This window comes from Anaerocolumna chitinilytica, from assembly GCF_014218355.1.
GTDB classification, from domain to species: Bacteria; Bacillota; Clostridia; order Lachnospirales; family Lachnospiraceae; genus Anaerocolumna; species Anaerocolumna chitinilytica.
In genome coordinates, this window is sequence record NZ_AP023368.1 from 3702242 (window position 1) to 3728182 (window position 25941).

Sequence of the window (25941 nt, forward strand, 5' to 3'; positions counted from 1 at the left end):
TACTTTATCTTTCCCTCAAACCGCTACTTGTTATTTAGCTATTTAAGTTGATTATATTGAAAGATATTCCTGCGGTCAAGATATTTTATTCTTATCCATTACATATATTTATTAATAATGGCATATCAAGACATGGGAGGCTACCTTATGAGACTGTGTGAATTAAGGCAAAAGGAAGTTATTAACTGCAGAGACGGAGAGCGGCTTGGCTATGTCTGTGACTTGGATTTCGATGTTAATACAGGTATAATTACTCATATAATTGTCCCCGGCCCCTGTAAAATCTGGGGTATTATCGGAAGGGACACAGAGTATGTTATTAATTATAACTGTATAAAACAAATTGGAACGGATGTAATTCTTGTTGATATTGATGCGGAAAAAGTTCTTATTAAATCTGCATATGTATAATTTATTTGATATTAGGGTCAGGTTTACAGATACTACAAGGCTCATATCCTTCCTCTTTTGCCTTTTTTAGCGATAAAGACCTGTAGTTTCCCTTCAAATATTGGCATCCTGCTCTGTGGTATTTTGTACCTTTCTCTGTGATATACACTACTTGATTGTTTTTATCTGCTGCCTCTGATTCTTGTTTACCTTCCGTTTTAAATGATAAGTTTTTACCGTCACTGGTAATTATAATGGTTCCTGCCACATCCGTACGATAGGTTTGAATATCCTCCTCTTCAAGGTTTGCAAGAGTGGCTGCTGCCGGATGTCCATAGGTATTTCCTTTGCCTACAGAAATTATTGCATAGACAGGGTCTACCGCTCTAAGAAATTCCAAACAGCTGCTGGTGGAAGAACCATGATGATTTACTTTTAATACATCCGCTTCAATCTCTCTTTTGCTAGCTACTAAATCCTTTTCTGCATCTTCTTCCAAGTCGCCGGTAAACAGAAAAGAATTCTTACCATTGATAAGTCGTATTCCCAAAGAGTAGTTATTAATATTATCTCCATAATCTTTATCAAGAGGGGTGACAAAAGTAAAGGAAGCATCTCCCAGCGTATAAGTATTACCGGCAGCGGGCAGAGTTTTTTTTATATCTTTCTTTTTTATTAGTTTACACAAATTATCATATGTTTTTGAACTGTATGCAACATTGCTTAGAAATATCTCATCTGTATCGCAGCTTTTAATTACTTTTTCTAAGCCTCCGATGTGGTCGCTATGAGGATGCGTTCCAATTATGTATTTAAGCTCATTTATATGTTCTTTCTCTAATATGCTTACGACCTTATCCCCTTCTTCAACTTCCCCGGCATCGATAAGCATAGCATCTTCACCACTTTCAATTAAAATAGAGTCCCCCTGTCCCACGTCCAGATACATAACCTTTAAGTTACTGTCTTTTGCAGTATTATTCCCTATACTTGAAGAGCAACCGCTTAAGGCGGATAAAAAAAGCAGCGTAACGAAAAGATATTTAAGATACCTATTTTTAGTATTATTCGTTTTATTTTTCATTAGAATCTCTTTTCTTCCTATGTAAATTATAAAAATTATTACTTTAATTTCTTCCCCAACATGTGCCTCTATAGCTTACTAAAAATCAATCCAAAATGCAATACTACAACTATGGTTGTAACTGCCCTGTATAATAACAACAAGAGGATGATTCAAAAGACTTATAATCTGATAGTCTTCTGAAACACCCTCTTCTTATTATCATAGTTATTGATTCAAATAATTCTTCATATTCTTAAGAGCAGATTTCTCAAGTCTTGATACCTGTGCCTGTGAAATACAGATTTCTTTTGCGACTTCCATTTGGGTCTTACCCTCATAAAAGCGCAGCTCAATAATCCCTCTTTCCCGCTCGGACAACTTAGAAAGAGCTTCTTTTAATGCGATTTCTTCCACCCAGTTCTCTTCTTTATTCTTTTTGTCACTGACTTGGTCCATTATATAGAGAGTATCACCGCCTTCTGAATATACAGGTTCATATAATGATACCGGGCTCTGAATGGCATCTAATGCATACACTACATCTTCTTTTGAAATTCCGATTTCAGCTGCTATTTCTACAACCGTTGGCTCTTTGTCATTTTTCTTCAGCAGGGCTTCTTTCGTGTAGATAGCTTTATAGGCTGTATCTCTTAAAGAACGGCTTACTCTTATGCTATTATTATCCCTTAGATACCTTCTGATCTCCCCGATAATCATTGGGACTGCATAGGTGGAGAATTTCACATTCTGGGTGATATCGAAGTTATCTATTGCTTTCATAAGGCCGATACAACCTATTTGAAATAAATCATCAACATTTTCATTGCTGCCTGAAAATCTTTGAATTATACTAAGTACAAGACGCAGATTACCCTTTATATACAATTCCCTTGCCTCTTTATCTCCTTCTAAAATGCGTTTAAATAATTCTTCCTTTTCACTATTGTTCAGTAATGGCAATTTCGATGTATTTACACCACATATTTCTACCTTATAAAGAGCCATATGAAAACCTCCAAATCATTTTTTCGTCATGTATCGAAGTGGCTGTAAACATTTCTTCCACTCATTGCATAAGTAAATGATTTACTATTCTGGTCATCTTTATACGATATATTTAGATGTAATAATTTCCTTTTTTTCGAAACCTGCCTCTTTCCCTTATTCTAGCCGGAGCATTTCTTTTTTCAATCGCTTAATAATTTTCTTTTCCAAACGTGATATGTAAGATTGAGAAATTCCAAGCAGGTCCGCTACCTCTTTTTGTGTTCTTTCATTGCCGTCCTCTGTGTTAATTCCAAACCTTAGCTGGACAATTATCCTCTCCCGCTCACTTAATTTTGAAAGTGCTTTTCCTAAGAGTTTTCTGTCAACTTCCTCTTCAATGTTCCGGTAGATAACATCCTCTTCTGTCCCAAGTATATCGGACAAGAGAAGCTCATTCCCATCCCAATCCACATTAAGAGGTTCATCAATAGATACCTCCAGCTTGGTTTTATTGTTCCTCCTCAGATACATTAATATTTCATTTTCAATACACCTAGAGGCGTAAGTTGCAAGTTTTATGTTTTTGTCCGGATTATATGTGTTTATGGCCTTAATTAATCCGATCGTTCCTATCGATATTAAATCCTCCACACCGACACCGGTATTGTCAAATTTTTTTGCTATGTAAACTACTAATCTGAGATTATGTTCCACTAATATTGATTTTGCCTCGGTATCATCATCTGTTCCAAGCCGTGCTATTTCCTGGGCCTCCCTAACGGAATCAAGAGGTGCAGGAAGAACTTCCGCTCCGCCGATATAATGAATCTCACCGCGCCCATTAAATAAAATACTCCTAAAGTCAGGAATCAACCGAAAAGTAAACTTATTCGGAATTGTTATTTTTAAAAGCATGAATCTCTTTCCTCCCTTTCAATCACATAATACCCCTTGCATACCGCCCGTCTGCGATATGGCCCGTATAAGAAGTGAAAATTGCTTTAACTTTTACCTAATACCACTATGTACTGCAAAAGATTAATGCAATACCTGCGATAAAAGTAAAAATTGTTCTAAGTTTTCACATAATCTCCTTATGTAAAATGATTTGATAATCCTTACAGACGGATAACTTCTGTTTGCTGACCGCAATCAGAACTTTTTCCCGAACGGTTTCTTCCTTTTCTTCCTTCAGAATAATCTTATCCAGCTCGAAGGCAGGCAGCATTCCATCCTTTCCAACCGAGTGAAAAGGAATTAACCTTATAGGAAGATAATCTTCCTTTCTCTGCATATCGAATAGTGTGCCAATGTCCATAGATGAACTCGTGTTATTATTAATAGCTGTGCTATCTTTTGAGCCATCCAATAATTTTTGCAACATAGTATTCTGTGAAGTCGTCAATAAGGGTTCAATCACCGTATAATCCGTTATAATCACAGGCTTACCAAAATATGGGTCCCTTAAGCAATTACCCGTATCCAGGAAGCCGACTGCCTTTACTGTCTTACCGTTTAGCATAAGGTCTGTTTGATAAAGCTCTGACACTTTTACTCTTAGTCTTTTTAAGAATCTGATAAACACATACATTCCAGCTATTCCTGTTAGAAATGCTATAAAAAACCAGATTGAGTTTGTGCTATGCATAAGATATATGCCAAAATCAGTATAATAATATAGACTGTTAAGCAGTCCTCCTAAAAAATAAGTTGATATGTATAATAACACCACTGCTCTTAACTGTTCCTTCAGTTTTTTTCTTCCAAAGGTAGTTAAAATCATGAAGTAGCTTAGCAGCAGATAGGCTAAAAGAAATCTGAGAATATGATTTATTTCAGGAATCACTGCAAACAGGCAGGCACCAGCGGCTCCAACAGCCGCTCCCAGCATAACCCTTAAGAGAGGGCAAACATACCTCAATACTTTTTTTACTGTTACTAATAGAACGAAATCCAGGATGAAATTTATTAAAAAAATCACATCCACATAGACTTCTACCTGCAATTCCACCCCCTCATTTCCTTTATAATAAATCCTATTATAGCTTTATTATGCCGTTAAATTTGTCATAAACTGGTATTTATACTTAAGTTTTCATTTACCTACACCTACAATATCCCCTCCTATTCAACGATATAATTTGTTTTCCTGTTAGAAAATCTTCAAATATGTAAATTATTGGGTATTGATATACAAAAAAATAACCTGTACCAGGTTTTAAGACCCAATACAGGTTATTTTTATTGATTTATAGTATTCATCCTTTTAATATTACTTATGATTCCGATTCTTCTGAAGAAATTCAGGTATCTTAATACTTCCCGCATCGTTGTTCTCTCTTGTGGAATGATGGGAAAGATTGCTTCCGTAAGGTGATACAGGAGTTGTGCTTGCAGCAGCAACCTGAGACTGAGCTTTTTCAAAGGGAGATACTGAATTTTGGCTTCCAAATTTATACTCCGGTCTTCCCATCGGCTGTTTTAAAAAGCTGGGGCCTTTGGATTCTGCTCTGACATTACCTGCCGCTCCTTCAAGACCGGTAGCAATAACTGTTATAGTAACATAATCCGGAGCAGTTTCATCATACATCGCACCAAAGATAATATTGGCTGTTTCACCTGCTAACTCCTGAACCATTGTTGCAGCTTCATTTGCTTCAATCAAACTGATATCTCCGGAGATATTAATGATAACATGAGAAGCCCCTTGTATAGTAGTTTCAAGAAGGGGACTGGTAATAGCCTGATTCACTGCACTAATACATTTATCATCACCTTTACCAACACCAATACCAATATGGGCAACACCTTTGTCTTTCATAACTGTCTGAACATCTGCAAAGTCCAGATTAATTAGTCCTGGAACATTAATCAAATCTGTAATACCCTGAACACCCTGTTGTAATACCTCATCTGCTTTCTTTAAAGCATCCGGCATTGTAGTACGCCTGTCCACAATTTCTAACAACTTATCATTCGGTATAACAATCAATGTATCTACATGTTCTTTTAAACGTTCAATACCACTAAGTGCATTGTTCATTCTGGCCTTAGCTTCGAACTTAAACGGTTTTGTTACAATTCCTACAGTAAGGATACCCATGTCCTTTGCAATCTGAGCTACTACAGGCGCTGCACCGGTTCCAGTTCCGCCGCCCATACCACAGGTTACAAATACCATATCAGCACCTTTAATAATTTCTATCAGTTCTTCCTTGCTCTCTTCAGCAGCTTGAGCTCCGATTTCCGGTTGTGCTCCTGCACCAAGACCTTTGGTAAGCTTTTCTCCAATCTGAACGCATTGAGGAGCCTTACAGTTTTTTAAGTGCTGCTTGTCCGTGTTCACGCAGATAAATTCCACGCCTATTATGTTTTGTTCAATCATTCTATTTACAGCATTATTTCCTGCACCTCCTACTCCGATAACTAGTATTTTTGCAGTAGATTCTGCTTCACTCGTTCTTATTTCAAGCAAGGTACTTCCTCCTTCACTATACACCTAAATTATATTAATTATAAACGATTTCTCTCACATATACAATATTACTGTTCTAGTAATATAAGGCTAGATATTCTAATAAATATCATATCTTTTATTACTCAAATAATCAACCCTTTTTTGCTTTTTATTCGATAGGCTTGGCAACAATTTTTTCCTGCCCTACCACAAAATTCTTCATATCAATAAGTAGCCTTTTTCCATCTGCTTTCGGCAGTATAGTTTCCAGCTGCGCCATTTGCTCATCATAAGTATCTCTGTTACCTAAAAGAATTTCATTTTTCCCGCTTTTTATCAATACTTCTGACTCCTCATTAAACTGTATTGTGTCAACCTTCAGACTGAATTTCTGAATCAATCTGGTAAGTTCAAGGATTACTGGAAATAATTCTTTTTTACTGGTGTCAATCTTGTCATGGAGTACAAAGCTATTAAAATGAAGACCTGTAACAAAAGGTACACCCTTAAGTTTCTTTTCTGAGCTTTCTACCATGATACCATCTTTGTCAAAATACATATAACTCCCCATATATTGAATACAACCAATAACCGGTTTTTCATATACACGAATATTTACCGTATGGCTATTAATGAGCTTAACAGTAACATCCTCAACAAAGGGAATTATTTGCTTACTGCCATACTTCATCCTCAGATAGAATAAAATGGAATTTCCATCTGTCCTACTTGTAAGTAATTCCTGCTTTAACTCTTTCTCACTGTAATGAGTACTGCCGGTTATATTTACCGTCTTCAGACTACAGGTTGAATAAAGCAGGAATCCTCCAAGCAGAATAAAAAGAACAAACAGTATTACTATCTTTCTTTTTTTATCCGGTCGTGTTTTCAAGAGTTCCTATCCTTTCATTATGAAGTTCTAATCTTCTTTATATTCAATCTGCGCTCCCAAAGCTCTTAAATCTCTGCATATATCCTCATAACCCCTCTGTATATGATAAGGATTTTTGACAATGGTTTTTCCCTCTGCCATAAGACCCGCTATCACCAGTGCTGCTCCCCCCCTTAATTCACCTGCAGATACCTCAGATGCTTTTAGAACAGGAACACCAGTAATAAAAGCTACTCTGTCTTGTAAACATATCTGCGCACCGAATCTGGCCTGTTCCGGTACATTCTGATATCTGCCTTCAAATATTTCTTCAATAATCTTACTGCTGCCAGAAGCTTTTAAAAGCACTGACATAATCTGCGACTGCATATCTGTTGGAAATCCCGGATATGGAGCCGTTTTAATTTCCGGAACAGCCTTGATAACGCCATCTGAATGGAGAGTAATGGAATCTTGCTGACACCGTATATGACATCCAATTTCTCGTAATGTTTGAATGACTGCATAGAGACTTCCGCAGCCTATTCCTTTTAATGTAATATCTCCGCCGGTACCGGCGGCGGCTGCCAGATAAGTACCTGCTACGATGCGATCTGAAGGTGCCGTATATTCCGTCTGATGCAGGGAGGATACTCCTACAATTTCGATTCTGCTTGTGCCGGCTCCATAGATTTTAGCTCCTGCAGAATTTAAAAACTTGCATAGTTCCAATATTTCCGGTTCTCTGGCTGCCTGAAAGATTCTAGTCTTTCCATGGCCTAAAACACCAGCCAGAATTACATTTTCCGTAGCACCAACACTGGGAGAGGGCAAATAGATGTCTGCTCCCTTAATACCGTTAGTTACACAGGTAATCAGCCCGTCCTCTTCTTCCAGACTAACATTCATTTGCTGAAATGCATCAAGATGAAAATTAATTGGTCTGGCTCCTATGGTACAACCTCCCGGATACGATACTACTGCCCGGTGGCTTCTGCCAAGAAGTGCTCCCAATAATATGATGGAAGAACGCATTTTCTTTACCAAATCTGTAGGCACGACTTCCGTGTTTAACCCTCTGGTATCCACTATAACAGAGGTACCTTCCCAGGTAACAGTACAGCCGATTTCTATCAGTATCTTGATCATGTGCTCTACATCCAGTATCTTCGGACAATGTTTTAACTTCGTGACTCCATTAATTAATAATGTCGCTGCTAAAATAGGTAAAACCGTATTTTTAGAACCTTGTATGTTAACCTCACCGCTTAGCTTTTTACCACCCATAATCTCAATATATGTCATGGTGCACCTCAAACCTGATATAGTATTACTATATGTTATTTTCAAAAAAATTGTGCCTTACAGATTTGGATTAAAATAAACCTGTAGATTAATTTTTAAACATCAGATTCGTAAAACCGGCAGATTTAATATAAATCCGCTGGTCAATGTTAAGCTGCAGCTAAGGGTGAAGAAAATACCTATCTTTCATATTTTATCTGATTCGAAACACTTAGAACAATCCCCATCTCCGCCAGCAATACCAGCAGCGAGCTGCCTCCGTAGGATATAAAGGGTAGTGGGATTCCTGTTGAGGGAATTGTATTTGTTACTACTGCAACATTAATAAGTACTTGTGCTGCTATATGTGTCAGAACGCCTGTAGCGATAAGGCCGCCAAATAAGTCAGGAGCGTTAACTGCTATAACAAAAAGTCTCCAAATAATAAGTACAAAGAGCAGAATAACCGCAACCGCTCCAAACAAACCAAGTTCTTCACATATAACCGCAAATATCATATCGTTATGTGATTCTGGTATAAAACCAAGCTTTTGCATACTTTCGCCAAGACCTTTGCCGAAGATTCTTCCGGAGGCTATGGCATATAAACCCTGAAGTATCTGATAGCCCTTTGGATGTGTCTCAACATTTTTCCATACCTCAATTCTTTCGCTTCGATAACTTACAAAGAAGATAAAGATGGAACCAAGTCCTGCCAGTAAACCACCTGATACAAAAAAATACAGCTTTTTTCTACTGGCTACAAAACAAATTGCAACCATGATAAGACCCATTACCAAAGCAGTACTGAAATTCTGCGATAAGACAAGCCCGATAAGGGGAAGGACCAAAATTAAAATTCTAATAAATCCAGTAAATTTATCAAGCTTTTTAGGTGCCAAGCTGACTACATATGCTGTAAAAAGAATAATACCAACTTTTGATAATTCTGAAGGCTGGAAAGTACCAAGAGGCCCAAGGGACAGCCACCGTTTTGAACCATTTATTTCTTTTGCAAAGATTAAAACCGCTATCTGCAACAGTATACAGACAAAATATAAAGCAATAATCGGCCTTATTTTTAACACAGGCAGTTTATGTTTATAGATTCTATAATCAATCTTTGATACTATAAGCATTACAACCACACCAAATATAGCAAATGCCCCTTGTTTCTCCAGATAAAACGCAGGATTTCCTGTTTCTCTGGCAGCGTTATAGGAACTGGTGCTATACACCATTACCAATCCGAAACATACTAAAAAGATAGTGAGAAACAGAAGGTTGTAGTCATAATAGCTATGAAGTTTATTCGATTTTCCTTTATCTCTGTCTTCTCTTGTCATGCCGACCTCTCTCTTCTTACCCCTTTCGTGAATATCAAATCTTCGATTTGATATTCCTGAATCCGTAGTTGAAAAATTGTTTTTTGTTTTTTCAACCTATTTAACACATAAATTCTATAGATTTCTTACGTATTCTTTAAAGAGACGTCCTCTTTCTTCATAATTGGGAAACATATCCCAGCTTGCACAGGCAGGGGAGAGAAGAACACAGTCTCCTTCCTGTGATAGTTTATAGCAGGTCACAACAGCTTCTTCAAGTGATTCTACTTTATATATTTCAGTAAAACCATGGGCTCTTGCAGCTGCCTCAATTTTGTCTTTTGTCTGTCCTATCAAAATAAGTGCTTTGATTTTTTCTCCAAATGCATCAACCCACTCATCGTACTCAGATCCTTTATCATATCCTCCCGCTATCAGGCAGGTAGGAGAAGGCATGGATTCTATTGCTTTAATGGATGCATCCGGATTAGTTCCTTTAGAGTCGTTATAATATTTGACACCATTTTTTGTAGTTACAAATTCTATTCTGTGTTCTATGGCAACAAACTCTCTTACTGCCTTGTTGATACACTCATAAGGAACTTGAAGAGAAATAGCAATACCTATAGCAGCCATTGTGTTTTCATAACTGTGTCTGCCAAATATATTCATCTGGGTTACATCAACTATAACCTGACTCGTATTGCCATCATTATAAACAATGTTATCACCATCCAGGTAGATTCCTTTGTCAAGTTTCCGCAAACTGCTGAAGTACATAACATTTGTTTTTAAAACTTTTCCTGCTTCTCTTAGGACTTCATCTTCATAATTCAAAATACAGACATCTTCTGTACCTTGGTTCTTTGTAATAGCAAGCTTTGCAGCAATATAATTCTCCATTGTATGATGGCGGTTAAGATGATCCGGGGTAATATTTAGAATAGCGCTGACATTGGGCTTAAAATCGATAATAGTTTCAAGCTGAAAGCTGCTCATTTCAATTACAGTAACAGAATCCTTCGTTGTGTTTTTCGATACATCTGTATAAGGTATTCCGATATTACCTACTACAAAAACTTCCTGATAGAAGTTTTTCATGATATCTCCCACAAGTGAAGTTGTTGTTGTCTTACCATTGGTACCGGTAATGGCAGCAATCTTTCCTTGTGCTTTATAATATGCAAGCTCTATTTCTCCCCAGATAGGGATACTGTTATCTCTCATTCTATTCACAACAGGAAGATCTGTTGGTACTCCCGGGCTAAGAACAGCAAGGTCTATTTTATTTAAATATTCCTCTGCTAAATCTCCTAAAATAATTTCACCGAAGAAATTCTCGGGGAGCTTTTCTCTGACCAGTTCTGCCTCCAGTTTGGAATTTGTATCATATACGATGATATTCTTCGTTATATCCTGTAAAAAACCAACTGCCGATATACCACTAAGTCCTGTTCCAAATACCAACACTGTTTTATTATCTAGTTTCATCTTAACTCCTTTCACCGATATCAATGTACTCAACTGATATCTCTTAAAATGCCGCCGGGCTGGCAGACATTCTTTACTTTTCTAATGTTTTCTTTCATTTATTCATGTGTATTTTGCAGGTAAACCTGCAAAACTGAAAATTCGCCTTCATAATTATATTCCTAACAGTGCGATAATACAACAAATTGCTGTTGCTACCGTAAATACTGTTACTACTTTCATTTCCGACCAACCGCATAATTCAAAGTGATGGTGTATGGGTGCCATCTTAAAAATACGTTTTCCCTTAGTCAGCTTAAAATATACTACCTGTAGTACAACTGAAATTACTTCTATCAGATAAATTAATCCGACAATTATTAAAAACAACGGCATCTTAAGCATAAAAGCTGAAGCTGCTACAAAACCACCTAAAGCTAAGGAACCGGTATCCCCCATAAATACTCTGGCAGGATAAATATTAAAAACAAGAAATCCAAGCAAACTCCCTGCAGCTGCATTACTAATAGGAATAATACCATTGTTCTGCACGATTGCTGCCACCGAAAAGAAAGTAGTAATTAGCAGAGTGACACTAGCCGCAAGACCATCTAATCCATCGGTAAAGTTGGCTCCATTCACTGTACCAAGCATGCAAAAAAGCATAAAAGGTATAAACCATACTCCAAGCTCTAAAAATTTACCATCTTCAAATCCACCGGTAAAGGGAATCAAAATGGAAGTACCGATATCCGTATCATTTATAAAATAATGAATAAATACGACTGATACCAGTAACTGCCCCAGCAGTTTCTGCCAGACTTTAAGGCCCAAGGATCTTTTCATAATAATTTTCAGGTAATCATCCAGGAATCCAATTAAGCCAAAACCCACTGTTGCGAACAAAACAGGAATCATATCCTTATTTGCTTTTATGTAAATCACTGAAGTTATTGTAACACTTAGAAGTATTACAATTCCACCCATAGTAGGTGTGCCTGACTTCTTAAAATGGCTTTTAGGACCGTCGCCCCGTACATACTGCCCCCACTTTAACTTTCTTAGAAAAGGTATTAGTATGGGGCATAATATTAAGCTTATAATAAAAGCTATGACAACCGGCATTAGTATCCTAGCATTCATTCCTGTTTCCTCCGTAAAAATGCCTATTCATTCTTTTGTATGCTGTCTTCTGTAAGGCTACGGATTTGTTAAACTACAGCCATGTCATATCCAACGAGCCGTAAGTCCTGGCCGAGGATTTCCCAGGCATAATCTTGTGTGACTTATACTTTTAATAATTCAACTATTTCATATATAGAATCAAATTACTGTTATTATTAATTTCTTCACCTTTTAAAGGGAATTGACTGGTTACTGTATCCCCTTCTCCGTCGTAATATACCTCCTTAAAAGTATAATCTTTTAGCATTTTCTTTACATCTGCTTTGCTTAATCCTGTCAAATCCGGCATTCTCATGGTACCGATATTATTTTTCTTGATTTCCTCCTCCGTATAAGAAGGCTGAATACCAAGATAGGGAAGCGCGTCTTCGTAAACTTCCGCCATAACAGGGGCTGCAATGGTTCCGCCGTAATAAATTCCTTCCGGCTCATCTATCAATACAATACCGATAATCTGTGGATTATCAGCAGGTGCAAATCCTAAAAAGGAGGATATGTATTTATTGCTGCTTCTGGGTAATTTTTCAGAAGTAGCTGTTTTCCCTCCGATATGATATCCAGCCAGGTATGCTCTGTTTCCAGTTCCTTTGGATACAACAGTTTCAAGAAGCTGTCTCATTAAATCAGAAGTTTCTTTTGTTACGGCCCCATCTGTTTTATTATATTTCAGAGTTTTAGCTACAGAACCGTCCTTATTTTTAATCTCTACTCCAAAGTGTGGAGTAACTATATTTCCACCATTTACAATGGCGCTTGCAGCTACTAATAATTGCAAGGGTGTTATCTGAAAGGATTGCCCAAAAGACATAGTGGCAAGTTCAACAGCTCCAACATTAGCAGGTTTATGCATAATAGAAGTTGCTTCTCCCGGAAGATCCACACCGGTTTTTTTCATAAGACCTAATTTAGAATAGTATTTATAAATATTGGTAACTCCAACCCTTGCACCAATTTCCATAAAAACAGGGTTGCAGGAATTCTTAATGCCATCAATAAAATCTTCGCTTCCATGTCCGCCGACTTTATGGCACCGGATTCTGCGATCTTCTACTATCTTATAACCCGGGCAATAAAATCTGTCCGTAAGCTTAACCACCTTTTCTTCTAAAGCTGCTGTCGCAGTAACTACCTTAAAGGTAGAACCCGGTTCATAAGTATCACTGATGCTGGCATTACGCCACATATTATTAAGCAGATCATTTTTTTGCTTATCGGTAAGTGTAGCTTGATCAAGACCGTTTAGTGCGGAATCCGTCAGTGTATAGGGATCATTCAGATTAAACTCCGGTACATTGACGCAAGCATATATCTCACCATTCTGAGGATTCATAAGAATCATTTTAACATTATTGGCATTCTTAGCTTCCAGTACTTTCATAGCAGCCTGTTCTGCATACTTTTGTATATTAACATCTATACTGGTAACTAAATCTTTGCCGGCTACCGGTTCTATTCTGTCTTCAGCTGCATTTTCAATCTCGACACCATTGGCTGTTGTGAGCGTAAGTATAGTCCCATCGCTTCCTTTCAGGTAATTGTCATATTCTACTTCAAGTCCGATGATACCCTGATTATCGCTTCCTGTGAAACCAATAACTTTGGAAGCCAAATCACCATAAGGATAATATCTCTTATAATCCTCATCTACCATAACGCCATCCAGATTATATTCTCTGATGGTATCTGCAACTGCTTTGTCTACATTGGATTTAATTCTTTCTATAGAAGAATTTTTATCAACTCTTTTTTTTACATAAGCCTCACTGAGTCCTAAGGTCTCAGATAACTGCTTAATTACCTTTTCAGGTTCTGTAATCTGGCTATGTATTACTGAAATTGTACTAACAGGCTTATTGTCTGCCAGTACCACTCCATTTCTGTCGTAAATGATTCCTCTCTCCGCCTTAATAGCTCTTTCTCTTTCATGGAGCTCTTCTGCTCTTTTTGCGTAATCTGCTGATTTTACAATCATTAGGTAAGAAAGCCTTACCGTTAACAGTGCTGCTGCTACTATCACTACGGTAACTATAATGAATACATTCCTGCGATTGAAGGACTTGTTTCGTGCCATAAAGGATGCCTCAATTATCTGATTGCTTCATTTTATGACAATCCTTCCCGGGTTATGATAATACAATAGGTTTAAGGTGAAGTTTCCTCTGTATTTGGTAATACATCTACTGTTTCTTCATAAGTACTATCCTGCCCTGTCTGGTCATTTCCGTTTGTAACCTGCTTATCCGTATTTGCAGTATCTCCGTTTTCTTCGGTATTTTGTCCAGAAGAATTTTCTTCGTTGGTCTTCCCCTCTACCGTTGATTGTTTACCGGTAGTTTGACCCGTGCTATTCTCTGTTGTGACTGTATTGTCAGAACTGTTTTCTGTGGGATATATTTCTAATAAAGGAAGTATTTCTGTCAATATGGCCCCAGCAGTCTTTGTAGCAAGAGAGCTGTCTGCCTGCTTAACTACATTCTGAGGTTCATCAATTACCACATAAATAACAACTTGTGGATTATCTGTTGGAACGCAGCCTATAAAGGATACCAGATAAGTTCCAGCACCTCTGGGAATTTTTTCAGCAGTACCAGTTTTCCCACCAACTTTATAACCGGGCACCTGAGCGCCTTTTGCTGTTCCTTCCTGAACAGTCATATATAAGGCATTATCCAAAAATTTGGATGTTTCACTGGAAACGGATAGTTTCACCAGTTTTTTATCAAATGATGATACCATGCTGCCGCTTGCATTTAAAACTTCTTTCATTATATGAGGCTCATAGTAGTATCCCCCATTGACTAATGAAGAGAATCCTGACGCCAGCTGTATCATAGTAGTTGTAAAATTTTGTCCAAAACTATTAGTAGCCAGATCTACCTTGCCATAACCACTTTTTTCCTTCAGTATTCCGATTGCTTCACCTGGTAGATCAACTCCTGTTTTAGCCCCAAATCCAAAAAACTTCTGGTAACCAAGAAATAAGTTGCCTCCCTCCTTGGCCCCTATCTGCATAAGTGCATCGTTACAGGACTTCATAAGGGCCTGAGTAAGATTTACCTCTCCATGTCCGCCAATGCTATAGCTGCTGCATTTAATATAGCTGCCTGCAACTTCTTCTCCTCCGTCACAATAATAAGTATCATTCTGCTTTATGATATTTTCTTCAAGTGCAGCTGCAATCGTGAAAGGTTTGAAGGTAGATCCTGGCTCATATGTATCGCTGATCGTATAGTTTCTCCAAATCTTACTTAATGCATCTGTCTTTTCTTTATCTGACATTTTACTTATTTCATCTTTTGTGTAAAAGGGAGTTAAATCTGTAGGTTTATTCAGATCATAAGTATCATTGGAGGCCATGGCAAGAATCTCTCCATTATTGGGATTCATTACTACCACACCCATATTCTTGCTTCCGGCTTCCTCATTAAAGGATTTGATATGATTTTCAACAATCTTCTGTACATTGGCATCAATGGTCGATACTATTGAATTGCCGTTAATAGAAGGTTTTACTGTTCTTTCAAGTTTTAAATCAGAATCTATGTAACCAAATTCAATACCGTTTGTCCCGTTTAAGGTATCACTATAGTATTGCTCTATTCCCCAGTTTCCAACGTTTCCACTGGTTGTAAAACCTAAAACATTACTTGCAAGAGTCTTATATGGGTATTTCCTGTTATAGTCTTCTTCAAACCATACACCTTGAATATTCTCGTCCTTTTTCTCCAGCTCTTTGAACTTTTCCATCGCATCATAACTAATACCTTTTTTTATGATACTGTACCTGCTGTTAGGTTTCTTTGTATAAAGATTTTCTATATCGCTTTCTTTTAAATCTTTAAAGGAGTCAAGCAGTGCTTTTTTAGTAGGTCCACTATACTTATCATCAGAAAGAGCATAATATACATCCAGAATAACATTATAGACCTTTTCACTGTAAGCAAGCACCGTACCATTCCGGTCAAGTATACTTCCTCTCTGAAACGGAATTGCAGTACTGGTATAGGTCTGCTGAGAAAGAACTTTTTTCTCATAACGTACTCCGTCTGTATGATTAAGCTCTGCAATCCTTACAATCAGCACTCCCATTAATACAAGTATAATTGTAAAGATAAACATCAATCTAGCACTCATGCGGTGTGTAAATTTTTTTAAAGGCTTTACTTTTCTAGTATTAACCCCCTGTTTTTTCATATAACCTCCATACATGCCTTGCAGATAGCGAGCTTACTGCCGATTGGATAACCAACAGTAGATTCTAATTCACATCACCTCAGCTAGTGCTGCTTCTTTAACTTGTCCAAAAGAGAATTGCTCTCAGCCTGAGGTATATCAGCATATTGCTTTACATAATCACTTTCATTTTCCTTAAAGGTAATAACTTGTTTATCATCAGGATATACCATCCCAAGTTCCTTTGTAGCATAATTATAGATATAATTTAAATCTACAGATGTGTCTATTTTAGCCAGGCTGGCATCATTATCATTCACAAGCTTACTTAATTTTCGCTCCAGGCTGGCAATTTTATCATTCTTTTGTGTAATTTCCATCTGTACTTTCAAATATCCGATACAGGTATATAATGTCGCACAGATTGCAACTGTGAGAAATAGCACAGAAAAAATATTCAAAGCCTGTTTCTCTTTTGCTCTCTTTCGTACCTTGGGATTTCTTTGTACTCTCGGATTACTTCTTACTTCCGGATTACTTCCCGGATAAGTTCTTTCTGGTTCCTGTTCCTGATAATATTCTTCATCAGGATACTCTTTTAATTTCCTTACAGCATTACCATCGTAGTAAGTATTTTGTTGATTGTATTTTCTTCTACTTTCCTCCATTTTTCTCCCCCTTTATAGTCATTCGCTTAAGTCATTTATAAACGGCGCTCAAATACTCTTAATTTGGCGCTGTTTGATCTTTTGTTAAATTGAATTTCCTCATCAGAAGGCAGAATAGCTTTTCTGCTTATAACTGCTCCCAAAGGTTTCTTCCCGCAAACGCATACCGGAAAATTCGGTGGGCAGGTACAAGGATTCTCCTGGTTTTTAAAAAATACTTTGACAATTCTGTCTTCCAGTGAATGAAAGGTAATAATACAAAGCCTTCCTCCATCATTTAAAAGACCCATCATATCCTCTAAAGCTCTGCTTAAGACCTCCAGCTCTTTATTTAACTCTATCCTGATGGCCTGAAAGGTCTTCTTGGCTGGATGCCCATTTACTCTTAATTTTGCAGGTATTGCAGCTTTAATTACCTCTGCCAGTTCACCTGTTGTTTCAATTGGTTTCTCTGCCCTTACTCTGGCAATGTGTTTCGCAATGTTCTTTGCAAATTTATCTTCACCGTAATCTCTTATGATACGGTACAAATCGTATTCACTATATCCGTTAACAATATCCTTTGCGGAGATATCCATTCTGGTATCCATTCTCATATCAAGAGGTGCGTCTTCCCTATAGGAAAATCCTCTTTCTACTGTATCCAGCTGATAGGAAGATACCCCAAGATCCAGTAAGATACCGTCAACTTTATCAATCTTTTGTGCTCTTAAGACTTCTTTCATATTAACATAATTACTTCTTACAATTGTAACCAGGTTCTCATATTCATGAAGCCTTGTGGCAGCTGCCTGTATTGCTGCTTCATCCTGGTCTATTCCTATCAATCTTCCTTTGCTGTTAAGCTTTTTGCAGATTTCATAGGAATGCCCCCCTCCGCCTAAGGTTCCGTCAACATATATACCTTCCGGTTTTATATTTAACATCTCTATGGTTTCGTTCAGCAGTACGGATATGTGGTTGAATTCCAAGTTTTTAGTTTCCAAGTTCGTAATGTCCTCCACTTTTATTGTTTCGTGTTCAGGTTAAAAGCTTAGACCAAAGTCGGCCATATGATCGGCAATCTGATCCATATTCTCATAATTGTTGTTGCTATCCCATCTTTCCTTACTCCAAACCTCAATTTTGCTCAAAACACCTACCAAAACAATATCCTTCTCCAAGGCTGCACTTTCCCTTAGTTTTGACGGTATCAGTACTCTTCCCTGCTTGTCCACTTCGCAATTAGCAGCCCCCGCCATAAAATAACGCTGCAGCTGTCTTGCTTCTTTGGTTCCAGGCAAAGTTTTTAACTGGTTTACGAAATTCATCCATTCTTCATTAGGATATACAAAAAGGCATCCGTCTAATCCCAAAGTCATCACAAAATCGTCCCCCAAATCTTCTCTGAATTTGGAGGGCATTATGATTCTTCCCTTTGTATCGATTGTATGGATATATTCTCCCATGAACATGAATTTCACCGCCTAAATCCATTAATACCATTTTGAATTTACATTATATCCCAAATGGTAAATGTAAAATGCTTGTTGTTTTACAAATAAGTCACCACTTACAACCACTTTCCACCACTTTGTGCCACTTATACAGCTATTTTATACCACTTTATTTAATATGGCAAGCACTTCTGAATAAAATTACCTTCCATTTTTTACATATTTTAGAAATTTTGTGTAGTAGTATATCACTCCCACCATATATTGTATTAGTCCTGCTTCTACTCACTTTATCTGCCGCAAAAAGCGACAAAAAAAGAGAGTGGGAAATTAGTCCCACCCTCTTTCGGTTCTTGTATGTTTATGCAGTTTTCTTCTTTATTTGAATTCGCTTGTACATAATGATGAGAAAAGATACTACAACCAATATTCCTGACAGCAATTGTGAAACCGCTATCGGTGAATTAAACAGGAATAACTGATCTGTTCTGAACCCTTCTATCCATACTCTTATTAAACCATAGCCTAACAAATAGAGAAGAATGACCTCACCGTTAAATTTCTTGTGTTTTGAGTAAAAAATAAGAAAGATAAGCAGAATCAGATTGCTTACAGATTCATAAAGAAAGGTAGGTTGCACCTGAATATAGGTAGCACCTGCAATATCTACAGTATGATTACGAATCTCAAGTATTTTATTATATGCCTGTTCTTTACCGGCAAATTTCTGTGCCAGGTTTGCTAAAGACATTGTATAATCACTGCTTACATCTTTAATGTTCAGCTGCATTGCAAAAAGTCCGTTAGTATATTCACCAAAGGCTTCCCGGTTAAAAAAATTACCCCATCTGCCGATAATCTGTCCGGTAATCAATCCAAGACAGCCTGTATCAGCTAAAAGTCCAAAAGAAATCTTCTTTATCTTCGAATAAATAAATGCTGTTAAAACAGCTGTAATAACGCCACCATAGATAGCAAGTCCGCCGTTTCGAATATCAAAGATCTCCAAAGGAGAGTTCTGATATTCCTTCCAGTTAAATACGACATAATATACCCTTGCTCCTATTACAGAAAGCACAATGGCGTACAATGCAAAATCCAGATACAAATCAGGGTTCTGTCCTGTTCTTTTAGCCTGCCATTCAGCTACCAGATATCCCATAACCATACCTAGAGCTATTATCATACCATAAAAGGCAATGGAAATTCCGAATATATGAATGGACGATCCAACATCTTTTAATTCAATCCCAAGGTTTGGGAAATTAATATTTGTACCTGCACTTAACAGCATTCTTCATCACCACTTTCTTAGACATTGAAACGGAAAAGAACCACGTCTCCGTCTTGTACGACATATTCCTTACCTTCCGAACGTACCAACCCTTTTTCTTTTGCTAGGTTGAAATTTCCACATTCCGTCAGATTGTCATAACTTACAATCTCAGCTCTGATGAAACCTCTTTCAAAATCCGAATGAATCTTACCGGCAGCCTGAGGAGCCTTGGTTCCCTTCGTAATGGTCCATGCTTTCGTTTCCTTTGGTCCGGCGGTTAAATAACTTATAAGTCCAAGAATTTGATAGCTGGCTGCAATCAATTTCTCAAGTCCGGATTCCTTTAACCCTAGTTCCTCTAAGAACATTTTCTTCTCATCTTCTTCCAGTTCTGCAATTTCCTGCTCGATCTGAGCACATATTACAAATACTTCAGAACCTTCTTTTTTCGCAAATTCCCGAACCGTAGCTACTTTTTCATTATCAGCTCCGTCGTTCGCTAAATCCTCTTCTTTTACATTAGCGGCATAGATTACCGGTTTAAACGTAAGCAGATTATAGCTTAAGAGCAAAGCTTCTTCTTCCTCATCCGAAGCTGTAAAACTTTTTGCTAGATTTCCTTCTTCCAGATGTGCCTTCAGTCTTTCTAATAATTCCAGTTCCTTTGCAAGTGCTTTATCATTTTTTGCACCCTTTGAAGTTCTGGCAATTCTTCGCTCTAAGATTTCCATATCTGAAAAAATCAATTCCAAGTTAATGGTTTCAATATCTCTTAAAGGATTAACACTGCCATCCACATGAATAATATTACTATCTTCAAAGCAGCGTACAACATGTACAATGGCATCTACCTCTCTGATGTTGGAGAGAAACTGATTACCGAGCCCTTCACCTTTAGATGCACCTTTTACAAGTCCTGCAATATCAACAAATTCAATGGCTGCCGGAACTATCTTCTCTGTATGATAAAGATCACCTAATACTTTTAAACGCTCATCCGGAACTGCAACAATACCTATGTTAGGATCTATGGTGCAAAAGGGATAATTTGCTGATTCTGCTCCTGCCTTTGTAAGTGAGTTAAATAAGGTACTCTTACCTACGTTTGGTAAACCTACTATGCCAAGTTTCATATATTTCTTCCTCTCAATCTTTTGCCTCTATTACCAATAGGATACCGGCTCCTATCTGTATGCTCGCTTGTTCTTCTGTCACTTCATTACTAACTCCCAGACTGGTTCCTAAAGTAAAGGTCTTGTCTTTCAAAGGATATAAAAATCCCTTTAAGGTAACCCTCTCTACTTTTTCCGTAAAAGGGAGCAGTGAGATATATGGACCATGAAGATTTTTACGGTGTATTACCATATCCTCATCAATCATATAAATCTTATTATGTTCATCTATCATATAAGTCTTAATATGTTCCCTTAATGGCAAGCATAAAAGAGAAATATTTGCAATCATATGGTCTGCTCTGGTTCCTGTTGCACCGAGAATGACTATCTCTGCAGGCTTTACTTCCATTGCTGTCTGTATCGCCAATTCTGTATCAGTTGCATCCTTCATTGGATTGTACTCAACAACTTTGACGCCTTCCAGGGTTTTGTAATAATCTATTACATCCTTTGATACAGAATCAAAGTCGCCAATAACATAATCAGGCGTCAGGGACAGTGCTGATACTGCCTCCAGGCCTTTATCCACTGCGATAATTTTATCAAATTCTTTATTTTTCAGATACTCCTTCATAAAGGTGAGAGAAATATCTCCTCCTGTTACAATCAGTACCCGTATATCCCTCATAACTGTGCCCCCACTCTTGTAAAGGTACTCTTAAAAGCTGCAACATTCTCTTTAATATCACCGCTGAATACTGCAGTTCCTGCTACTATAACATTCGCTCCGGCTTCTAACACCTCTGCTACATTTACCAGATTAATTCCTCCGTCAACCTCAATGTCAATATTCAGCTGTTTTTGAGTAATTACTTCTTTTAAACTCTTTATCTTATCAAGAGCAAGTGGTATAAAGGATTGTCCTCCAAACCCCGGATTCACGCTCATGATTAACACCATATCAATATCCTGATAGATATATTCAAGTTCAGTAAGAGGCGTGGATGGATTTAAGGAGACTCCGGCCTTTAACCCCAATTCTTTTATTCTGGACACTGTACGATGTAAGTGTTTACAGGCTTCCGTGTGAACTGTAATGATATCGGCACCAGCCTCTTTAAAATCCTCCAGATAGCGGATGGGCTCCTCAACCATAAGATGCACATCAAATATCAGCTTGGATTCTTTTCTGAGAGACTTCATAACAGGTGCTCCAAAAGAAATACTGGGTACAAAGGCTCCATCCATTACGTCGATGTGAAGATAGTCTGCCCCTGCTTCTTCCGCAGCTTTTACATATTCACCAAGGCGCCAAAAATCAGCGGCAAGGATTGAAGGTGCCAATTTATACATTCTGATAACCATGACCTTTCCATATTAGAATTTCTTTTTCTTTTGATTTAATTCTTCATATAAATCTTTGTAGTTCTTGTAACGAATTTTACTGATTTTTCCCTGTTTTAATGCTTCTTTTACCTTACAGTCAGGTTCATTTAAATGCATGCATCCAAGGAATCGGCATTCATCAGAATATTCCATGAACTCAGGAAAGAAATCCTTTAATTCGTCCTTTTCCATATCGCTCAGATACAAAGAACTAAAACCAGGTGTATCCATGACAAATCCATCTTCCCCAATGGATATCAGTTCAGAATGCCTGGTGGTATGTTTTCCTCGTTGTATCTTCTCACTTATTTCTCCTGTCTTCGTATTCGCATCAGGAGATACAAGATTTACAATAGATGACTTTCCTACACCTGATGGGCCGGCTAAAACCGTAGTCTTATGAGCAAGCAAATCCTTTAAGGCTGTAATTCCCTCTTCCGTATAGGTACTGGTAAACAAAGTATGATATCCACAGTTCCTATAGGTTTCTTCCAGCAGCGCTATTTCTTTTTCCGATACAACATCCTTTTTATTAAAACAAATGATTGTGTCGACCTTCTGCCTTAGCATTAATATGAGAAAACGGTCCAAAAGATTAAGGTTGGGAGCTGGTTTAGCAGCTGCAAATATAATCATTGCCTGATCCACATTTGCTACTGCCGGCCTGATAAGCTCGTTCCTTCTTTCAAGTATATCCGTTATATTCCCTTTCATGGTTTCTTCCTCTAAAACGTCTATCAGAACATCATCCCCCACCAGGGGTTTGATGTTCTGATTACGGAAGATTCCTTTTGCCTTGCACTCATAGATTTGTCCATTCTCTGCAAAGACATAATAGAATCCGCCAATGCCTTTTATTATTTTACCTGTCATATTATACTCCATGTATATCGCAAGTTTTCTAGAACAAAACTACCTTCACCCGCTACTTAACGTTCCGGAGTAAAACTTACCTGCCAGGTAGTTCCATATTCTTCATATACAACCCATGCACCATTTTCTTTCACAGCACCAGGATCTCCTTGATTTGCAGGTCGCCCGATGAACATGATTACGGTTGCATCCGAACCGCTTTTACTGGTAATCGGAATGCTGAAGGGGAAACTGTCATAATCCATTTGCTGTTTTTGTAAAGTGGTAGTCTTACCATCCTGTACCATTTGTACTTTAACAATTCCGCTGTCGCCAGGATAATCAAAAGGATCCTCATCTATGGTAACAGATCCCGTATAGGAAGAAGGATTGTCATTTCCGGCACTGCCTAAACTAATTACCAGGTCAACCGCTGTGCCTTTTGCTACTTCAGAACCGCCTGCCTGACTCTGGCTCATTACTTTTCCTTTGGCATAAGTTTCAGAATAATCCTGGGTTATATTTCCGGCTGTCAGGTCATTATCCTTTAGCTTTTTAATAGCAGCATCTTTGGTAGAGTCAAGCACATTGGGAACTACGGTATTGGTTTTTTCGGGTCCTTTGCTGACAACTAAAACAATTGTATCGCCTTCTTTAACCATATTTCCTCTGGCTGGCTCTGTAGCAATGACTTTTCCAGCCTCTACTGAATCATCAAATTGTTCCTTTATTTTTGAATCTACTTTCAGACCTAGGCCTGTTAGAGTAGTTTCGGCATCTTTTGATGAGCTATTACTTACATCCGGTAATTGGAAGCTATCCGGTCCGAGACTAATTACCAGCTTCACTTCCCCATCACTGGCAAGTTCTGCTCCTTTGGCTGGGTACTGTTCGATAACAAATCCTTTTTCATAGGTATCAGAGGTCTTCTCATCCGTGGTAATCTGCAAATCTTCCGATTTTTCTTGAAGCATCTTTTGAGCATCTTCCAGCTTATAGCCAACTACATAAGGCATAGTTACTGTCTCAACTTGTTCCTCAGTAGGTGTAGCGGTTGGTGTTAAAGTTGTTTCCGCCTGATTCGACCCATTCTCTTCCTTGTTTCCAGGGAACAGATGGAATATATTAACCGTAAAGAAGATAATAAGTGCTACCAGTATTATACCTGCTATTATAGAACCAATCAGAATAATCTTCTCAACCCGGGGGTCAACCTGATCGATGTCTTCTTCCTCTTCTTTCACCTTTTTATTCAGATTAGGATTGGTATATCTCAAATCAGGATTAGTATTGCCGGAACTCTTTCCGGGATGCACCGCTGCATTCTTTATATGGCTGACTTCATCTTCCGAAATGGTTATGGTTGGAGAATCCGAAGCAACCGCCGCAGGAATCACAACAAAATCCCCATTAGGATTAGAGATGGAGCGCTTTAAGTCAGCGATAAGTTCTGAAGCGGAAAGGTAGCGTCTCTCCGGTTTTTTCTGCATACATTTCTGTACAATCTTTTCTACACTGGGAGGAATTAAGGGGTCTATCTCTCTTAACGGAATCGCTTCTCCCTGTATATGCAAAAGTGCTACGGAAACAGTATTGTCCCCTGCAAAAGGCACCTGGCCTGATAACATTTCATACATGGTGATACCAAGGGAATAAATATCGCTCTTTTCATCACTGTATCCGCCTCTTGCCTGCTCCGGTGACAGATAATGCACGGAACCCATGGCATTAGAGGTTATAGTATTGGAGTTAGTCGCTTTTGCTATTCCAAAATCTGTAACCTTTACTTTTCCTTCTTTGGAAATAATGATATTTTGCGGTTTTATATCTCTATGAATAATATGATTGTTATGAGCAGCTTCCATACCCATTGCTATCTGAATCGCAATTCCTACTGCTTCCTTTACTTCAAGCTTACCTTTTCTCTCAATAAAGTGCTTCAGGGTAATTCCTTCCACTAACTCCATAACAATATAATATAGGCCATTGTCATCTCCTACATCATAAACACTAACTATATTCGGGTGGGATAAACCTGCTGCTGACTGTGCTTCCCCTCTGAATTTCTTTACAAAGTTCGTATCATCACTAAACTCTGGTTTCAATACCTTAATCGCAACATAACGGTTCAGTCGATGACATTTTGCCTTATAGACATCTGCCATTCCGCCGGACCCAACCTTGTCGATGATTTCATATCGGTCGCTGATGTACATTCCGGGTTTTAACATATTCTCACCTCTTCTTACAATTTGATCATAACAATAGAAATATTGTCTTTTCCACCGTTGTCATTGGCTACACTTACCAGCTTGGTACCGGCTTTTTCTAAATCATCCGGATATTTTTCAGTTATATCAAGTATATCCTTATCATCCATCATATTCGTCAGCCCATCAGAACACATTACTATCAAGTCATTCTCACTAAGCTCTACTTCAAAATAATCAGGCACTACTATTTCACTGGCTCCAAGCGCCCTGGTAATAATATTTTTATTGGGATGAAAGCGCATCTGCTCTCTTTCAATCTCACCATTTCTGACCATCTCTTCCACCAGGGAATGATCTTCGGTTATTTGTTTTATTTCCTTGTTTCGAATCAGATAGAGCCGGCTATCCCCTATGTTAGCAACGTACAGTATGTTATTTGAAATTGTGGACACCACAAAGGTTGTGCCCATCCCGGTCAGCTCATCCTTATTTTTCGCTTCCTCTAACAGTTTTTGATTCGTTAAACCAAGTGCTTTCGACAGAATACTAACCGGCATACCATCATCTGTTGTTCTTATTATTTCTGTAAAAGCTTCTACACAGAATCTGGAAGCATAGTCCCCGGCATTGTGTCCGCCCATGCCATCGGCAACTACAAACAGGTTCTCTAAACTCCCTATCCGCTCTTCCATGGCAAATACATAATCCTGGTTTACAAGCCTGGTCTTTCCTGTATCTGTTATAGAAAATGATTTCATGTTTGTACCTCCTAAAACTTCCTTACGGT

23 protein-coding genes are annotated in these 25941 nt (G+C 38.0%); 1 reads left to right on the forward strand and 22 read right to left on the reverse strand.

Annotated features, from left to right (window positions below):
- Positions 1-147: 147 nt before the first annotated feature.
- Complete coding sequence (locus tag bsdcttw_RS16190) at positions 148-411, forward strand: YlmC/YmxH family sporulation protein (protein ID WP_185255878.1); 264 nt, start codon at positions 148-150, stop codon at positions 409-411.
- Between the two features lies 1 nt (position 412).
- On the opposite strand, the gene bsdcttw_RS16195 is transcribed toward bsdcttw_RS16190, so the two are convergent.
- From bsdcttw_RS16195 to bsdcttw_RS16300, 22 genes are all read right to left on the reverse strand, one after another.
- Positions 413-1474: a ComEC/Rec2 family competence protein gene (locus tag bsdcttw_RS16195; protein ID WP_185255879.1), complete on the reverse strand. Its 1062-nt coding sequence runs from the start codon at positions 1472-1474 to the stop codon at positions 413-415.
- A 207-nt stretch (positions 1475-1681) separates the two neighbouring features.
- Complete coding sequence (gene sigG / locus bsdcttw_RS16200) at positions 1682-2461, reverse strand: RNA polymerase sporulation sigma factor SigG (protein WP_185255880.1); 780 nt, start codon at positions 2459-2461, stop codon at positions 1682-1684.
- A 156-nt stretch (positions 2462-2617) separates the two neighbouring features.
- Positions 2618-3358 (reverse strand): RNA polymerase sporulation sigma factor SigE, encoded by a 741-nt coding sequence (sigE, locus tag bsdcttw_RS16205; RefSeq protein ID WP_185255881.1) that lies wholly within the window; start codon positions 3356-3358, stop codon positions 2618-2620.
- 166 nt (positions 3359-3524) lie between these two features.
- Positions 3525-4448: a sigma-E processing peptidase SpoIIGA gene (locus bsdcttw_RS16210; protein ID WP_185255882.1), complete on the reverse strand. Its 924-nt coding sequence runs from the start codon at positions 4446-4448 to the stop codon at positions 3525-3527.
- 267 nt (positions 4449-4715) lie between these two features.
- Positions 4716-5918 (reverse strand): cell division protein FtsZ, encoded by a 1203-nt coding sequence (gene ftsZ, locus bsdcttw_RS16215; protein WP_185255883.1) that lies wholly within the window; start codon positions 5916-5918, stop codon positions 4716-4718.
- Between the two features lie 151 nt (positions 5919-6069).
- Complete coding sequence (locus bsdcttw_RS16220) at positions 6070-6792, reverse strand: cell division protein FtsQ/DivIB (RefSeq protein ID WP_185255884.1); 723 nt, start codon at positions 6790-6792, stop codon at positions 6070-6072.
- Positions 6793-6819: 27 nt separating this feature from the next.
- On the reverse strand, positions 6820-8076 hold the full coding sequence (murA, locus tag bsdcttw_RS16225) for a UDP-N-acetylglucosamine 1-carboxyvinyltransferase (RefSeq protein ID WP_185255885.1): 1257 nt from the start codon (positions 8074-8076) through the stop codon (positions 6820-6822).
- A gap of 179 nt (positions 8077-8255) precedes the next feature.
- Positions 8256-9401, reverse strand: coding sequence for an FtsW/RodA/SpoVE family cell cycle protein (locus tag bsdcttw_RS16230; RefSeq protein ID WP_185255886.1), 1146 nt, complete (start codon positions 9399-9401; stop codon positions 8256-8258).
- A 114-nt stretch (positions 9402-9515) separates the two neighbouring features.
- Complete coding sequence (gene murD / locus bsdcttw_RS16235; RefSeq protein WP_185255887.1) at positions 9516-10871, reverse strand: UDP-N-acetylmuramoyl-L-alanine--D-glutamate ligase; 1356 nt, start codon at positions 10869-10871, stop codon at positions 9516-9518.
- A gap of 153 nt (positions 10872-11024) precedes the next feature.
- Complete coding sequence (gene mraY, locus bsdcttw_RS16240; RefSeq protein ID WP_185255888.1) at positions 11025-11993, reverse strand: phospho-N-acetylmuramoyl-pentapeptide-transferase; 969 nt, start codon at positions 11991-11993, stop codon at positions 11025-11027.
- A gap of 163 nt (positions 11994-12156) precedes the next feature.
- A complete protein-coding gene (locus bsdcttw_RS16245; protein ID WP_185255889.1) occupies positions 12157-14106 on the reverse strand; it encodes a penicillin-binding transpeptidase domain-containing protein in 1950 nt (649 codons plus the stop codon).
- A 71-nt stretch (positions 14107-14177) separates the two neighbouring features.
- Complete coding sequence (locus bsdcttw_RS16250) at positions 14178-16229, reverse strand: peptidoglycan D,D-transpeptidase FtsI family protein (protein ID WP_225903683.1); 2052 nt, start codon at positions 16227-16229, stop codon at positions 14178-14180.
- A gap of 83 nt (positions 16230-16312) precedes the next feature.
- A complete protein-coding gene (locus bsdcttw_RS16255) occupies positions 16313-16876 on the reverse strand; it encodes a septum formation initiator family protein (protein WP_185255890.1) in 564 nt (187 codons plus the stop codon).
- A gap of 35 nt (positions 16877-16911) precedes the next feature.
- Positions 16912-17847 (reverse strand): 16S rRNA (cytosine(1402)-N(4))-methyltransferase RsmH, encoded by a 936-nt coding sequence (gene rsmH / locus bsdcttw_RS16260; RefSeq protein ID WP_185259845.1) that lies wholly within the window; start codon positions 17845-17847, stop codon positions 16912-16914.
- Between the two features lie 54 nt (positions 17848-17901).
- On the reverse strand, positions 17902-18330 hold the full coding sequence (mraZ, locus tag bsdcttw_RS16265; protein ID WP_185255891.1) for a division/cell wall cluster transcriptional repressor MraZ: 429 nt from the start codon (positions 18328-18330) through the stop codon (positions 17902-17904).
- Positions 18331-18673: 343 nt separating this feature from the next.
- Positions 18674-19606, reverse strand: coding sequence for a prolipoprotein diacylglyceryl transferase (lgt, locus tag bsdcttw_RS16270; protein ID WP_185255892.1), 933 nt, complete (start codon positions 19604-19606; stop codon positions 18674-18676).
- A 17-nt stretch (positions 19607-19623) separates the two neighbouring features.
- Positions 19624-20721 (reverse strand): redox-regulated ATPase YchF, encoded by a 1098-nt coding sequence (ychF, locus tag bsdcttw_RS16275; RefSeq protein ID WP_185255893.1) that lies wholly within the window; start codon positions 20719-20721, stop codon positions 19624-19626.
- A 13-nt stretch (positions 20722-20734) separates the two neighbouring features.
- Positions 20735-21391, reverse strand: coding sequence for a thiamine diphosphokinase (locus bsdcttw_RS16280; protein ID WP_185255894.1), 657 nt, complete (start codon positions 21389-21391; stop codon positions 20735-20737).
- On the reverse strand, positions 21388-22068 hold the full coding sequence (gene rpe / locus bsdcttw_RS16285; RefSeq protein WP_330602227.1) for a ribulose-phosphate 3-epimerase: 681 nt from the start codon (positions 22066-22068) through the stop codon (positions 21388-21390). The genes bsdcttw_RS16280 and rpe overlap by 4 nt, the downstream gene beginning before the upstream one ends.
- Before the next feature lie 12 nt (positions 22069-22080).
- Entirely contained in the window at positions 22081-22962 is an 882-nt protein-coding gene (gene rsgA, locus bsdcttw_RS16290) for a ribosome small subunit-dependent GTPase A (RefSeq protein WP_185259847.1), read from the reverse strand.
- A 56-nt stretch (positions 22963-23018) separates the two neighbouring features.
- Positions 23019-25172: a Stk1 family PASTA domain-containing Ser/Thr kinase gene (gene pknB, locus bsdcttw_RS16295; RefSeq protein WP_185255895.1), complete on the reverse strand. Its 2154-nt coding sequence runs from the start codon at positions 25170-25172 to the stop codon at positions 23019-23021.
- Between the two features lie 14 nt (positions 25173-25186).
- Positions 25187-25912: a Stp1/IreP family PP2C-type Ser/Thr phosphatase gene (locus bsdcttw_RS16300; RefSeq protein ID WP_185255896.1), complete on the reverse strand. Its 726-nt coding sequence runs from the start codon at positions 25910-25912 to the stop codon at positions 25187-25189.
- Positions 25913-25941: the final 29 nt, after the last annotated feature.

Bases quoted from the DNA above. Each gene is read 5' to 3' on its own strand.
- bsdcttw_RS16190 (WP_185255878.1), top strand. From the start codon at position 148: ATGAGACTGTGTGAATTAAGGCAAAAGGAAGTTATTAACTGCAGAGAC.
- bsdcttw_RS16195 (WP_185255879.1), bottom strand. From the start codon at position 1,474: ATGAAAAATAAAACGAATAATACTAAAAATAGGTATCTTAAATATCTT.
- sigG (WP_185255880.1), bottom strand. From the start codon at position 2,461: ATGGCTCTTTATAAGGTAGAAATATGTGGTGTAAATACATCGAAATTG.
- sigE (WP_185255881.1), bottom strand. From the start codon at position 3,358: ATGCTTTTAAAAATAACAATTCCGAATAAGTTTACTTTTCGGTTGATT.
- murA (WP_185255885.1), bottom strand. From the start codon at position 8,076: ATGACATATATTGAGATTATGGGTGGTAAAAAGCTAAGCGGTGAGGTT.
- bsdcttw_RS16230 (WP_185255886.1), bottom strand. From the start codon at position 9,401: ATGACAAGAGAAGACAGAGATAAAGGAAAATCGAATAAACTTCATAGC.
- murD (WP_185255887.1), bottom strand. From the start codon at position 10,871: ATGAAACTAGATAATAAAACAGTGTTGGTATTTGGAACAGGACTTAGT.
- mraY (WP_185255888.1), bottom strand. From the start codon at position 11,993: ATGAATGCTAGGATACTAATGCCGGTTGTCATAGCTTTTATTATAAGC.
- bsdcttw_RS16245 (WP_185255889.1), bottom strand. From the start codon at position 14,106: ATGGCACGAAACAAGTCCTTCAATCGCAGGAATGTATTCATTATAGTT.
- bsdcttw_RS16250 (WP_225903683.1), bottom strand. From the start codon at position 16,229: ATGAAAAAACAGGGGGTTAATACTAGAAAAGTAAAGCCTTTAAAAAAA.
- bsdcttw_RS16255 (WP_185255890.1), bottom strand. From the start codon at position 16,876: ATGGAGGAAAGTAGAAGAAAATACAATCAACAAAATACTTACTACGAT.
- mraZ (WP_185255891.1), bottom strand. From the start codon at position 18,330: ATGTTCATGGGAGAATATATCCATACAATCGATACAAAGGGAAGAATC.
- lgt (WP_185255892.1), bottom strand. From the start codon at position 19,606: ATGCTGTTAAGTGCAGGTACAAATATTAATTTCCCAAACCTTGGGATT.
- ychF (WP_185255893.1), bottom strand. From the start codon at position 20,721: ATGAAACTTGGCATAGTAGGTTTACCAAACGTAGGTAAGAGTACCTTA.
- bsdcttw_RS16280 (WP_185255894.1), bottom strand. From the start codon at position 21,391: ATGAGGGATATACGGGTACTGATTGTAACAGGAGGAGATATTTCTCTC.
- rpe (WP_330602227.1), bottom strand. From the start codon at position 22,068: ATGGTTATCAGAATGTATAAATTGGCACCTTCAATCCTTGCCGCTGAT.
- rsgA (WP_185259847.1), bottom strand. From the start codon at position 22,962: ATGACAGGTAAAATAATAAAAGGCATTGGCGGATTCTATTATGTCTTT.
- pknB (WP_185255895.1), bottom strand. From the start codon at position 25,172: ATGTTAAAACCCGGAATGTACATCAGCGACCGATATGAAATCATCGAC.
- bsdcttw_RS16300 (WP_185255896.1), bottom strand. From the start codon at position 25,912: ATGAAATCATTTTCTATAACAGATACAGGAAAGACCAGGCTTGTAAAC.